The following is a 12,973-nucleotide window of genomic DNA, read 5'->3' on the forward strand; positions in this document are numbered from 1 at the left end:
AGTTGCATTATAAGACCAACGGGTGTGTAAATAGAAGATATACGCTTCAAATTCGAGAGTGCACGACACTTCTGACGACGACGCAGAGTTCTGCCGACAGTCGCGTTGGCGCAGGGAACCAACCCCGCCGCAGCGACCGGAGAGCCGACGTCGTCTTTTTCTGTGTCTGGAACGAATTGATCGCTGCGCACTGAATCGTCTTGCACATGACTAGAGAACACTCTCACTTCACCGAGGAGGACCACATGGCTTCGCAACCCGAAGCTCGACTACGGGACTGGTCGCCGGCTGACGCCTGGCGCGGCCTGAACAAGCCCGTATTCATCCCTGCCGTGCTCATCATCGTCGCTGGCCTGATCTTCGCAACCATCTGGGGCGAAGCCAATGGCGCTGAAGCTTTCGAGACGCTGAACGCCACCATCGTGAACACCATCGGCTGGTGGTATGTCCTGGTCGCCACCGGTTTCGTGGTCTTCGCCCTCTGGGCCGGAGCCTCCAAGGTAGGCAACATCCGTCTGGGTCGCGACGACGAGAAGCCTGAGTTCTCGCTCGGCTCCTGGTTCACCATGCTCTTCGCCGCAGGCATGGGCATCGGACTCGTCTTCTGGGGCGTGGCCGAGCCGCTGTGGCACTTCATCGCTCCGCCAGACGTCACGGGAGCCGTCGGCATGGACGCCAGCGACGAGATGGTCGCGGCGGGCGAGTCAGCCGCCATAGGCGCCGCGATGGGCCAGTCCGTCTTCCACTGGGGCCTGCATGCATGGGCCATCTACGTGGTCATCGGACTCGGCATGGCCTATATGACCTTCCGCCGCGGACGCCCACTCTCGGTGCGGTGGCTGCTGGAGCCGATCTTCGGCCGCAAGCTCATCGAGTCCTGGGTAGGGCACGTGATCGATGTGGTCGCGATCGTCGGCACCGTCTTCGGCATCGTGACCTCACTGGGGATCGGGACTCAGCAGATCGCGGCCGGCCTCGGCTTCATGGGATGGATCGAGGATCCGGCGAACACCGTTCTGTTGACCATGATCGTCGTGGTCATCATGGCGATCGCCACCTTCTCGGTGATCACCGGCGTGAACAAGGGTCTGAAGTGGCTCTCAAACTTCAATATGGTCCTCGCCGCGCTGCTGGCGCTGTTCGTCCTGATCGCGGGTCCGACTCTGTTCCTGCTGCAGTCTCTTGTAGGCAACCTCGGCGAGTACCTGATGGCCTTCCCGCAGCTGTTGTTCGAGACCGGGGCCAGCTACGCCGGCGGTGAAGATGGCGGCTGGTCCGCCGACTGGACCATCTACTACTGGGGCTGGTGGATGAGCTGGGCGCCCTTCGTCGGCATGTTCATCGCGCGGATCTCCCGCGGACGCACCATCCGTCAGTTCGTCATGGGCGTGCTCCTCGCGCCGACCCTGGTCGGACTGATCTGGTTCACCATCTTCGGCTCCTCCGGCATCTGGTACCAGGTGACCGAGGGTGTCATGGTGGGCGAAGACGGCAGCATCGACACCGTCGGTGCAACCTTCACCCTGCTCGAGCAGCTGCCCCTGGCGTCGATCACAGCGGTGGTGGCCATTCTGGTGATCGCGATCTTCTTCGTCACCTCCGGAGACTCCGGCTCACTGGTCACCGATGTGCTCTCCTATGGCGGACGCACCGAGACACCGAAGCTGACCCGCGTGTTCTGGACTGTGTTCATCGCGATCACCGCCATCGTGCTGCTGGCAGCCGGAGGCGGAGAGGCCGCAGATGCCTCCCTGCGCGTGCTGCAGGTCGCTGCGATCAGCGCGGCGGCTCCGATGTCCATCGTGATGGTTCTGGCCGTGATCGCTCAGGTCCGGATGTTCAACTACGAGACGAAGACGATGCCTCGATACGTCCGCATCCGGCCCACGGCCAGCAAATCGGCGCTGGTCGACACCGCGCGCAATGCTCCGGGCGGCGGGGACTCGGCTCCAGGCGTGCACCGGAACGTGCGTTCGATCCTCACCGGTCAGCGCGCTGCGCTGAAGGGCTTCCTCGGAGGCACCTCAGCAACTCTGGCCGGACTGGACAAGCCCACCTCCAAGGAATCAAGCATCTCCACGCCGTTCGACTCCGACGACATGGTGTTCGCGATCCAGGACGTCCCGCCCCACTCCACCGTGGTCAACCCGCAGACGGGCACCATCGGCTGGGACGAGGACGTCGCGTTCAACGATCCGATCGCCGATCAGGTGTTCGCGACTCCGGAGTTCGCGGATTCCGCCACCGGTCAGCAGTGGGAGTCCGAGCAGATCTACGACGAGGCCGTCGGAAACAGCGAAGTCGAGTCAGATCCTGACACGCCCACGGGTGATGACACGCAGCGCTGATGCACTGCGCGATCTGATCACGTGAAAGAAGGGCGGGCCCCAGTTCAAATGAACTGGGGCCCGCCCTTCTCATCTGCCCAGCCGTGTCCGGCCGGATCAGACACCTCCTGCTCGGGATCAGGAGGGGTTGAACTCACCCGGGTTCGGGCCGGTTCGACCGTCGCGCTCAAGCCCGTCGATGGCTGAGAGCTCCTCCTCGGTGAGCTCGAAGCCGAAGACGTCGAAGTTCGACGCGATCCGATCCGGGGTGACTGACTTGGGGAACAGGATGCGTCCACGCTGAAGGTGCCAGCGGATCACGACCTGCGCGGGAGACACCTCGTGCGCCTGGGCCGCGGCGACCACGGGCTCGTCCTCGAAGACGGCACCCTGCGCGAGCGGGCTCCAGGCCTGGGTCTTGATGCCGTGCCGGTCGTTGGCGTCCTGGATGTTGCGCTGCTGCAGCGCAGGGTGGATCTCCACCTGGTTGATCGCTGGAATCACCGTGCCGGCCTCGACCACACGCTCGAGGTGTTCAGGCAGGAAGTTCGAGACACCGATGCTGCGCGTCAGTCCCTCGGCCTGGAGCTCCTCCATCGCCTTCCACGCGTCCAGGTAGGCCTCGTCGGCTGGTGAGGGCCAGTGGATCAGGTAGAGGTCCACGTAGTCCAGGCCGAGCTTCTGCAGCGAGGTGCGCAGCGCCTGCTTGGTGTTTCCGGCCTTGAAGTCGTTCACCCAGACCTTGGTGGTGATGAAGAGCTCCTCGCGAGGAATGCCCGAGGCAGCGATGGCGCGTCCCACGCCCTCTTCGTTTCCATAGACGGCGGCGTTGTCGATGTGCCGGTATCCGACCTTCAGCGCTTCGGCGACCACCTTCTCGGCGTCGTCGGCTGGAACCTGCCAGACCCCGAAGCCGAGCTGGGGGATCGCGGTCCCATCATTGAGTGTGATCGTGGGAACAGTAGCCATCGGCAACCTCTCTCATCCTGCGTACATGTCTGAGGGCAGCCCTGCCCTCGTGTTGTGTGAACCACGCAACAGTCAGGATCATTCCATGAGGTCGGTCGACAAGGGTCCATTTCCGCAGACCCCTCGTCAGAGTGCCTACTCACTGGTCAGCCGATGCAGACGGGCCTAAGCTGAAGTCATAGGAGTGCACCGTGCCGGGCGCGCTCCTCCGCACCGATCAGAGGATTCATCATGGCCGCAGAGGTCACCGCTTCACGACGCCGAGCCACTGGGCGCACCCTGCTGATCGTCTCAGCCCTCGGCTGCGCGGGATTCGCCGGTTGGTCGTTGGCGCAGCTCCAGCTCACCACTTCCGAGACGTTTCTCTCGGAAGCGTGGCACGCCTTCGGGCTGATCGTCTTCGCGGGGCTCTTCGCCCTCGTCGCCTGGCGCCCCCGGGCCTACCCCGGCCTGATGGAGCTGACCATCGTGCACAGCATCGGAATGTTCGTGCTGGCGTTCCTCAATCAGGACGCGACCGGCGCCACGGCGACCATGATCCTGCACGGGCTGCTCGCGGTGGCTCTGCTCATCGCCTATGTCGTCCTCGGCTGCATCAAGGCGTGGGGACACCAGCCGGCGACGGAGCAGCCACCGTCGGCCGCCGCGAAGCGACCCGAGGCCACGCGCGATCCCGTCACCGCCGCGAAGGACTCCAGGACGAAGGGGCAGCAGAGCCGCCAGCCGGCTGCCGGGAACACCCCGCGGGGGCTTGACCGGACTCCCGAAGCGCCGGCGCAGCCAGGCACCCAGGCAGGCGCCGCACCCCACGCGCAGCCCCCGCGGACCGGCACCGCGCCGACGAGGCCATTGCCACAGGAGCTTCCCGAAGATCGCCCGCGCCCCTGAGCGCGCCTGGGGACGACCGGACACCCGGAAGGGTCCGGGCCTCACACCCCGAGTCGACGGCGCAGCTCGGGTGCGTGCCGTCGGGAGACCTCTACCCGACTGCGCTGGCGATCATTGAGCACCAGGACCAGTGCACCGCGGAAGTCTGGCACCAGCTCCCGGACGTAGCGCAGATTGACCAGATATGAGCGGTGCACCCGGAAGAAATGGCCCTGGAGGCGACGCTCGAGCTCATTGAGCGAGAACGACACCAGCACGCGATCATCGGTGAGCTTCAGCGAGGCGTAGCCGCGCGCCGCCACGGCGTAGACGATCGCATCACCGTCCACGAGCACCGTCCGGCCGTCCTTCTGCACCGGGATCCGCACCAGCTGCTGCGCATTTCGTCGGGGGGCGGCCTCGGCCCGGGCGGGCTCCGGAACTGCCGCAGCTGAGGCCGCCGCGGCCGGTGACGAGGCGGCCTCGGCCCCGGCGAGCGCGCGTTGTACAGCTCGCTGGAGCCGGTCGGCGGAGAACGGCTTGACCAGGTAGTCCGCGGCCGCGAGATCAAAGGCCTCCACGGCGTGATCGGGGTAGGCGGTGGTGAAGATGACCTGAGGCGGGCGCACGCCCTCGGGAGCACTCGCGCCGCGCAGCCGCTGCGCGACCTCCAGTCCGGTGAGCCCGGGCATGCGGATGTCGAGGAAGACCAGGTCGTAGGCAAGAGAGTTCAGCAGCAGGAGCGCCTCTTCACCATTGGTGGCTTCTCCCACCACTTGGACGCCGCCGACCTCCTCGAGCAGGAACCGGAGTTCCTCGCGGGCAGGAGCCTCGTCGTCCACGATCAGAGCGCGTGGGTGCATTGACTCAGTATAGGGGGAACATCCAGGTCACTGTGATCGCGGTCACCGAAGCGGGATCTGCAGCTCCACCACGGTGCCTCCGGAGCGCGGGGTCGAGATGGAGAGGTCATAGCGGTCCCCGAACAGCGAGTTCAGCCGTTCGGTGATGTTCTGCAGGCCGACACCGGCATGCTTCGGGTCATCGGTGAGGGTCTCACTCCCGTCGAGGCGACCGGCTCCGTCGGCCATCTGCGCCAACACCTCGGGGGCCATCCCTACGCCGTCGTCGCTGACCCGGATGCTCGTGGTGCGCGCCAGCGGGTCCACTCTGGCCCGCAGATGCACGGTCCCGCCCGCGGGCTTGCCCGCGATGCCGTGCTTGACCGCGTTCTCCACCAGCGGCTGGATCATCAGCACCGGCACTCTGGTGGTGAGCACCTGCGGGTCGATGTCATAGCGGACCTTGAGCCGGTCCCCGAAGCGCGCCTGCTCCAGCGAGACGTAGGTGCGCACGAAGTAGTACTCCTGGGCGAACTCGGCGTAATGCCCCTCCTGGCGCACCGCGTAGCGGAAGAACTCGGAGAGCCGCAGCAGCAGCTCGCGGGCCTCATCGGGTCGGGTGCGAGCCTTCGAGGCGATGGTGTTGAGGATGTTGAACAGAAAGTGTGGGTTGATCTGGGCGCGCAGCGCGTTGAGTCGCGCATCGGTGGCCAGCTGCTTCTCACGGTCGAGCTCGGCCAGCTCCAGGTGCAGCGAGAGCATCGCGGCCATGTCCTCGACCAGCTGACGCGGCGGGATGTCGGCCTCGGCCTGGTACACCCCGAGGGTCCCGATCACCCGGGCACCCACGCGCAGCGGCACGATCACCGCGGAGGTCAACTCACAGTCGGGCTTGCGGCAGCCCACACCGGCGCGGTCGCGGACCACCTGGGTCCGGCCCTTGGCGATGGTGCGCGGGGCCGCGGAGGTCTGCATCTGGGCCCCCTCGCGGTGGTGATCCGCGCCAGGTCCCACATAGGCGAGGATCTGCTCGCGGTCGGTGATCGAGACGGCATCACCGGAGAGCATCGGGCGCAGCAGCTCGCAGGTCCGCCGGGCGGCCTCCGGGGTGAGTCCGGCGCGCAGCGGCATGGAGCGTCCCGCTGCGGCGAGGTTGCGCACCCCACGGCTGACCTCGACCTCCCGCGGTGAGACCGGACGCTGGCGACGCCGACCGGTGGCCCCGCGCAGCGCCGACGGGTACCCCAGCACCGCTCCGACCGTGAGCCCGAGCCCGAGCCCGAGAGTGGGAAGCATCGGCAGGGCCGGGTCGGCGAACACCTGGGTGCCGAGATAGACCAGCATCCAGATCAGCGTCACTCCCGCTGCCAGCATCGCGCTACCGCGCATCCACGCCTCCTCGGGTCAGTCGGGCCATACGTTCGGCGCGGCGATCCGCCGCGGTGCCGTGCATCCGCACCCAGTGCGCCTGGACCCCGTCGGGGGCCCTGGTGCGCAGCGAGACCAGCACCACCACCGCCACCGTGATCGGCGCGACCACCAGGGTCGGAGCGGCAAGAAGCTCGCGCAGCCAGTCGGCCTCGATCAGTCCGGCCGTCATGAACATGCTCACCGAGAGGGTCGCCCCGGTGAGCAGCCCGGCCAGGGAACCGGCCGCCGTCGTCCGGTGCCACCAGATCGCGAGCACCAGCACCGGCGTCAGTGCGGAGCCGGCCACGGCGAAGGCCCAGGTCACCATGGTCGCGACCAGCGAGGGCATCGCCGGGGCGAAGGCCTCGGGGCGCAGCGCGATGGCCAGTCCCGCCGCGAGCGCTGCGCCCAGCAGCGTGGTGATCCGCCCGGCCCACACTGCCTGGCGCTGCGTGGCGCGGGGGTTGATATGACGCTCATAGACGTCGTGGCCCCAGGTGGCCGCCGAGGCCAGCAGCAGCCCGGCCACCGTGGACATGGCGGCGATCAGGGCGGCGGCGGCGATCAGCCCCAGCCCGGTCTGCTCGCCGTAGATCCGGCCCAGCACCGGCAGCGCGTGCTCAGGGGTGTGCAGCACTCCGTCGACGGTGAGCTCCTGAAGCCAGGGCCTGCCCGCGACGGCGTCAGGGATGATGTCCCGTGCGGCGGCGCCCAGCATGATCGCCATCGCGTAGAACGCGCCGATGAGCACCAGCACCCAGACGGTGGTGGTGCGGGCGGCCTTGCCGGTGGGAGAGGTGAAGTACCGGTTCATCACATGCGGCAGCCCGGCGGTGCCGAGCCCCAGGGTGACCACCAGCGCCACCTGACCCAGCGGCCCGTAGCGGGCGCCGGGCTCACCGAAGAGCGCCGGCTCCCCCGGGTGCATGTGGTTGGTCTCCTCGGTCAGCGTCCACTCCTGCCCGTCGGCGCCGCCGAGCGTGGGATTCGCCAGCGGGGCCTCGCTCAGGCTCTGCACGGCCTCCCCATAGCGGAAGCCGTCCGCGGTGACCACCACGGCGAGCCAGACCAGCGCGGCGAAGAGCAGCAGGAACTGTACGGCCTGATTCCAGGTGGTCCCGCGCATCCCCCCGAAGGCGACGACCACGGCGACCACCGCAGTGGAGAGCAGCACTCCGGTCGCGTAGGGAGAGAGGCCCAACAGGCCCTGCCCGACCAGCAGCTCCCAGGTGATGCCTCCACCCACCGACTGCGGCACCAGATAACAGAGGATGACGAGCTGGACGACACCGACCGACGCCAGCCGGACCGGATCCGAATCCATCCGGCGGCCGAGGAAGTCGGCCAGCGAGAACTCTCCGAAGCGGCGCAGCGGAGCCGCGATGAGCAGCAGCACGGGCACGAAGCCGGCGGCGAAGCCCACCGCATACCAGGCGCCGTCCAGACCCGAGACATACACCGCAGCGGCGACCCCGAGGAAGGAGGCGGCCGAGAGGTAGTCCCCGCAGATCGCCCAGGAATTGGTCATCACACCGACCCGCTGGCCCGCCAGATAGAAGTCCACGGTGGAGGGACCCCGAGGGCGGCTGATGAAGGAGACTCCGAGCACGATGATCAGCACCGCGGCCAGTGTCACCACCGCGGTCGAGGTCACTTGAGCTCCTCCCCTGCGGCGGAGTCGTCGTCGAGTCCGTGTTGACCCCCGAGCATGCGCGATTCCACCGAGGCACTGAGCCGAGCCGCAGCGATGCCGATGATGGCGAAGACCAGGTAGAGTCCGCCGGCCGCGGCGACGAAGCCGGGGCTGAGGTCTCCGAAGACCCGCGCCTGGGTCCACCACTGCAGCGTCATGGTCAGCACCGGGAAGGCGGCCACCAGCACCAGGAAGACGACGAAGTAGGCCAGCGCCACCCCGCGCTGGGCGCGGAAGGCGGCATCGACCTCGGCGGGGGTGTCACGAACCTCGTTGTCAGAGGGAAAGTCAGAGTCCGCGGGGAAGTCGGCACCGGCGCGGTGTTCGCCGGCCGAGGGAGGACGCGGGTGGGGGGATTCCGGCGTCGAGCCTGCAGAAGACGGTTTCACCTCCTCAGGTCCATGTCCCCTCAGGCGGGGAGCCACGTCCGGTACATGTTCCAGGAGGACTTGAGCAGGACCACCGCGCCGCCGCCGGCGAGCACGAGACCCATGCCGGGCAGGAGCCCGCCCCAGGCGCCGGAGCTGGCCGAGAAGGCGAGGATGTTCCAGGTCTGCAGCAGCACGATGCCGGTGACGATCAGGCCTGGGATCCCGGCGTGGGCGATCGCCAGCTTGCGGCGCGGCACGAACGCGCCGGCGAAGGCCAGGAAGCCCACCGCCAGGGTGATCACTCCGGGGCCGTCGGTGCCGCGCAGAGCGTAGGTCTCCCCGGTGACCTGCGCCATGAAGGGCAGGTAGACCCAGGGAAGGAAGGCCGAGACGATCAGCATGAGACCGCCGAGGATCATGGCCTTGCTGCCGGGGTGGAAGACGCCCCAGCCCGTGGCGCTGCCAGCCTTCAGCCGCGCGGTGATGCCGCCGTAGATCCCTTTGTCCGCTGTCGTGGTCATGCCGTCATCCTAGATGTGATCGGCGCCACAGACGAAGCATGCGCCGGAGAAACTGATCAACGGCGGCTTCCGGGCGCTGAGCGGCGTATTCCGGCAGGTGAACGGTGATTCTGCTTGACTGACCCGCTCAGCGCGGGATTCGCGCCGCTGGCAAACACAGATGCACCGCTGGAGGTCCCCGGGCTTGTGATTTGTGCCACATTTTGACTTTCTTAGACCAGTCCCTGCGCATCCGCGTGGGTGAATCGCCCCGCACTACTCGCACTAGGAAGAAGGGAGTCTCCCATGTCCGATGTGGCACATGAGGGAACCTCCGGCGGTCCGCCAGAGGCGGAGGACACCAGTTGGCGCAAGCGCTACTGGAAGAAGAACCTCCGACTGATGATCACCCTGCTGGTCATCTGGTTCACCGTCTCATTCGGCTTCGGCATTCTGCTGATCGAGCCGCTCAACAACATCGTGATCCTCGGCTTCCCACTCGGCCTCTGGTTCGCCCAGCAGGGATCGATCTACGTCTTCGTGATCCTGATCCTGGTCTACGCGCTGTGGATGGACAAGATCGATGACGAGTTCGGCGTGGCCGAGCGCAACGAAGAAGGTGGTTACAAGTGAACGAGACTCAGTTCTGGACCTTCTTCTTCATCATCCTGACCTTCGGCATCTACATCATCATCGCGTGGCGCTCTCGGGTGAAGGAGACCAAGGAGTTCTACGTCGCCTCTCAGGGCGTCCCGACCCTCGCCAACGGCGCCGCGGTCGCGGCGGACTGGATGAGTGCCGCCAGCTTCATCGGCATGGCCGGCCTGATCGCCTTCCTGGGCTCCGACGGCTCCGTCTACCTGATGGGCTGGACCGGCGGCTATGTCCTGCTTGCACTGCTGCTGGCTCCCTACCTCCGTAAATGGGGCAAGTTCACGGTGCCCGAGTTTGTGGGCGACCGGTATTCGGAGTCGGTGCGCATCGTCGCGGCCATCGCCGCGATCGTCGTCTCCTTCACCTACGTGGTCGGCCAGATGGCCGGCGGCGGCATCGTCTTCAGCCGCTTCCTCGGACTGAGCGTCGAATGGGGCGTGGTGCTGGTCGCCGTCGTCATCTTCATCTACGCAGTGCTCGGCGGCATGAAGGGGATCACCTACACCCAGGTCGCGCAGTACACCGTGCTGATCATCGCCTACCTGATCCCGGCCTTCGCCGTGGCCTACCAGACCACGGGCATCCCGGTTCCGCAGATCTCCTACGGGCAGATCCTCGCGGAGCTGGACTCGCTCAGCGTGGAGTTCGGGCTCAATGAGTTCACCGAGGCGTTCTCCGGCCGCGCAGGCGGCCAGATCGACGTCTTCCTGGTCACGCTCTCGCTGATGCTGGGCACCGCAGGTCTGCCGCACGTGATCATCCGCTTCTACACGACCAAGACGGTCCGCGGTGCTCGCTACTCGGCCTTCTGGGCCCTGTTCTTCATCTCGCTGCTCTACCTCACGGCTCCTGCCGTGGGTGCCTTCACCAAGCTGAACCTGCTTCAGGGTGTGCAGGGCCAGGGTCCTGACAGCCTGCCTGACTGGATCAACACCTGGGCTCCGACGGGTCTGGTGACCGTGAACGAGGACGTCGAGACGATCGGAACCGTGTCCAACCTGGCGACATCCGGGGCGGACCTGATCGTCAACAACGACATCCTGGTCCTGGCCTCACCGGAGATCGGCGGGCTTCCCGCTCCGATCGTCGGTCTGATGGCCGCCGGCGGCATGGCGGCAGCCATGTCCACCGCGGCAGGTCTGCTGCTGGTCATCTCCTCCGCCGCTTCGCACGACCTGTACTTCCGGGTCTTCAAGAAGACCGGTGCTTCCGAGAAGGAGCAGATGATGGTCGGACGCATCGCCATGGGCGTTGCGATCCTGTTCGCCATCTGGGCCGGCATCAACCCGCCGGCATTCGTGGCCCAGGTGGTCGCGTTCGCCTTCGGCCTCGCAGCGGCGACCTTCTTCCCGATCCTGATCCTCGGGATCTTCTGGAAGAAGGCCAACGGTCCGGGTGCCACCGCAGGCATGCTGACCGGTCTGGCGTTCACCGGAACCTACATGATCTACACGCTGGAGGTCTTCGGAACCGGCGCGAACGATCACCTCTTCAACGTCTCTCCCGAGGGCATCGGTGCCATCGGTGCCGCGATCAACTTCATCGTGATCGTGGTGGTCTCCAAACTCACGGCGCCGCCGAGCGAGCACGTGCAGGAGATGGTCGAAGATATCCGGTACCCGCAGACCCGAAAGGCGAATGTGCGTTCCTGAATCGGCCTGCTGCGGCAGACCCACACAGACAAGCGGCCCTCGCTCCATCACTGGAGCGGGGGCCGCTCGTCTGTGGCCTGCGGTTCCGAGCCGACGCTGGGTTCGGAGCTGAGGGTTGGTTCGGAGCTGACGCTGGGCAGGCGCAGGGCCCGCGGTCAGCCTGAGGGTCAGCCCGAGGCGGGGTCTGTGGCATCGCGCCAGGAGTGCCTCGGCTCGTAGCCGAGCTCCCGGCGGGCCTTCTCGATGGAGAGCAGCGTGTCATTGACGCCGAGCTCACCGCGCAGCGCGACCTCCGGGAAGACCTCTGCGACGAGTTCCGCGTTGGGCCGGGACATCACCGTGTCCGCGGCGGCGATGATGTAGCGCTCGAACCCCGGGCCGGCGACCTCGAGGGCGCGCTGGACGGCCTGGGCGCCGTCGCGCGCGTCGATGTAGCCCCAGAGGTTCCACTTGCGCAGCCTCGCGTCGGAGTCGAAGGCCGGGAAGTCTGCGTAGTCTTCGGGGTTCATCACATTGGAGAAGCGCAGCGCGGTGATCGAGAGCTGCGGGTTCCAGCGGACCAGTTCGACCGCCATCTGCTCCTCCAGGTGCTTGACCAGAGAGTAGGTGGACTCGGGCCGTGCGGGGTACTGCTCGTCCACCGGGATGTAGGGCGGAGGGGTGTCGAAGGGCAGTCCCAGCACGGTCTCGCTCGAGGCGCAGACGATCCGGTCGATCCCGAGCCGGACTGCGGCCCAGAAGACGTTGAAGGTGGCCGTGACGTTGTTGTGGAAGGTCGCGACGTCGGTGCGGATTCCGGGCGCCGGGACAGCAGCCAGGTGCACCAGGGCGTCCACGCCGTCGTGCTGATCCGCGACCCCGCCCAGCGCGTCGATGACCTGGCCGTAGTCGGTCAGATCCAGCTTCACGAAGCCCGGGCCGCGGGTGCCTTCGACATCGAGGCCGATGACCTCATGACCCGCGGATCGCAGCTCCCGCGCCACGACGGTGCCGAGCTTGCCTGTGGATCCGGTGACTGCGATTCTCATGGCGCCTCATTCTGGTGTGTGCTGGGACTGTGTGCTGGATCTCAACGGATCCAGTGGCCACAGTAATCCACAGCGGCGACCAAGCGGGATCTCACTGGTTGCCTTCTTCCCAGGGTCGGTGTGGGTCGAGGATCAGTGTGGGGCACGGCCGAGGCCGAGTGCGTCGAACACTGAGGAGGGCTGGGTCAGGCACCAGCTGAAGACCGGGTCTGGGTAGATGATCCCCACCGCATAGTCTCCGTCGAGCACCAGCAGCGGCTGCGCTCCGGAGATGCGGTACCGGGCCAGCACTTCCTCGATCGGGTCCTCCGGGCTGAGTGGGCCGGGGGCGACCCCGATGAGCGCGGCGCAGCGCTTCTTCTCCCACTGCGCAGGATGCTCCAAGGCCACTTCGGCCAGGACGGCTTCGGTGATCAGGCCCAGCGGCTGGTGGGAGAGTCCGACGACCAGTGCGGCCGCGTCCAGACCACGCACCAGCGCCGCGGCGTCGCTCAGCGACGCGGTCACCGAGACGACCGACTCGACGGGAGACATGAGGTCGCTGACGCGGAGTTCGCGCGCCCCCCGCGAGCGAAGAGTGGCGTGGCGGCCGGTGAGCCGTGCGGTCGAACGTGAAATGTGCTCCATAGGCAACCCTCAAGTAGTGAACCGAGAGCCCGC

12 protein-coding genes are annotated in these 12,973 nt (G+C 66.8%); 4 read left to right on the forward strand and 8 right to left on the reverse strand.

The genetic code is table 11. The features are described from left to right. Positions 1-245 precede the first annotated feature (245 nt). The gene (locus LTH96_RS12555; protein WP_241466311.1) at positions 246-2,348 is read left to right on the forward strand and encodes a BCCT family transporter; all 2,103 of its coding nucleotides are present in this window, start codon (positions 246-248) and stop codon (positions 2,346-2,348) included. Positions 2,349-2,465: 117 nt separating this feature from the next. Here LTH96_RS12555 and LTH96_RS12560 read toward each other — a convergent pair whose 3' ends face one another. After that, complete coding sequence (locus LTH96_RS12560) at positions 2,466-3,296, reverse strand: aldo/keto reductase (protein ID WP_241466312.1); 831 nt, start codon at positions 3,294-3,296, stop codon at positions 2,466-2,468. Positions 3,297-3,527: 231 nt separating this feature from the next. Here LTH96_RS12560 and LTH96_RS12565 point away from each other — a divergent pair, with 231 nt between their 5' ends. Beyond that, positions 3,528-4,184 carry a hypothetical protein gene (locus LTH96_RS12565; protein WP_241466313.1) on the forward strand — a complete coding sequence of 219 codons (657 nt, stop codon included), beginning with the start codon at positions 3,528-3,530 and terminating at the stop codon, positions 4,182-4,184. Between the two features lie 41 nt (positions 4,185-4,225). Here LTH96_RS12565 and LTH96_RS12570 read toward each other — a convergent pair whose 3' ends face one another. The 5 genes from LTH96_RS12570 to LTH96_RS12590 are packed head-to-tail and all read right to left on the reverse strand — an operon-like array spanning position 4,226 to position 9,000. Then, complete coding sequence (locus LTH96_RS12570; protein WP_241466314.1) at positions 4,226-5,026, reverse strand: LytTR family DNA-binding domain-containing protein; 801 nt, start codon at positions 5,024-5,026, stop codon at positions 4,226-4,228. 42 nt (positions 5,027-5,068) lie between these two features. Then, positions 5,069-6,394, reverse strand: coding sequence for a histidine kinase (locus LTH96_RS12575; protein WP_241466315.1), 1,326 nt, complete (start codon positions 6,392-6,394; stop codon positions 5,069-5,071). Beyond that, positions 6,384-8,069, reverse strand: coding sequence for a cation acetate symporter (locus LTH96_RS12580; RefSeq protein ID WP_241466316.1), 1,686 nt, complete (start codon positions 8,067-8,069; stop codon positions 6,384-6,386). Before LTH96_RS12580 ends, LTH96_RS12575 begins: the two co-directional genes overlap by 11 nt. After that, positions 8,066-8,497 (reverse strand): hypothetical protein, encoded by a 432-nt coding sequence (locus tag LTH96_RS12585; RefSeq protein ID WP_241466317.1) that lies wholly within the window; start codon positions 8,495-8,497, stop codon positions 8,066-8,068. The genes LTH96_RS12580 and LTH96_RS12585 overlap by 4 nt, the downstream gene beginning before the upstream one ends. Before the next feature lie 20 nt (positions 8,498-8,517). Next, on the reverse strand, positions 8,518-9,000 hold the full coding sequence (locus LTH96_RS12590; RefSeq protein WP_241466318.1) for a hypothetical protein: 483 nt from the start codon (positions 8,998-9,000) through the stop codon (positions 8,518-8,520). A gap of 285 nt (positions 9,001-9,285) precedes the next feature. On the opposite strand from LTH96_RS12590, the gene LTH96_RS12595 reads away from it, so the two are divergent. Together LTH96_RS12595 and LTH96_RS12600 are read left to right on the forward strand one after the other, a co-directional pair. Continuing rightward, entirely contained in the window at positions 9,286-9,612 is a 327-nt protein-coding gene (locus LTH96_RS12595) for a DUF4212 domain-containing protein (protein WP_241466319.1), read from the forward strand. Beyond that, positions 9,609-11,285 (forward strand): sodium:solute symporter family protein, encoded by a 1,677-nt coding sequence (locus LTH96_RS12600; protein WP_241466320.1) that lies wholly within the window; start codon positions 9,609-9,611, stop codon positions 11,283-11,285. The genes LTH96_RS12595 and LTH96_RS12600 overlap by 4 nt, the downstream gene beginning before the upstream one ends. A gap of 167 nt (positions 11,286-11,452) precedes the next feature. On the opposite strand, the gene LTH96_RS12605 is transcribed toward LTH96_RS12600, so the two are convergent. Together LTH96_RS12605 and LTH96_RS12610 are read right to left on the reverse strand one after the other, a co-directional pair. After that, on the reverse strand, positions 11,453-12,313 hold the full coding sequence (locus LTH96_RS12605; protein WP_241466321.1) for an NAD(P)-dependent oxidoreductase: 861 nt from the start codon (positions 12,311-12,313) through the stop codon (positions 11,453-11,455). Between the two features lie 132 nt (positions 12,314-12,445). Beyond that, positions 12,446-12,940, reverse strand: coding sequence for a CBS domain-containing protein (locus LTH96_RS12610; RefSeq protein ID WP_241466322.1), 495 nt, complete (start codon positions 12,938-12,940; stop codon positions 12,446-12,448). Between the last annotated feature and the right edge of the window lie 33 nt (positions 12,941-12,973).

Origin of the sequence: Nesterenkonia sp. LB17 (assembly GCF_022565915.1) — a bacterium.
Taxonomy (GTDB): Bacteria; Actinomycetota; Actinomycetes; order Actinomycetales; family Micrococcaceae; genus Nesterenkonia.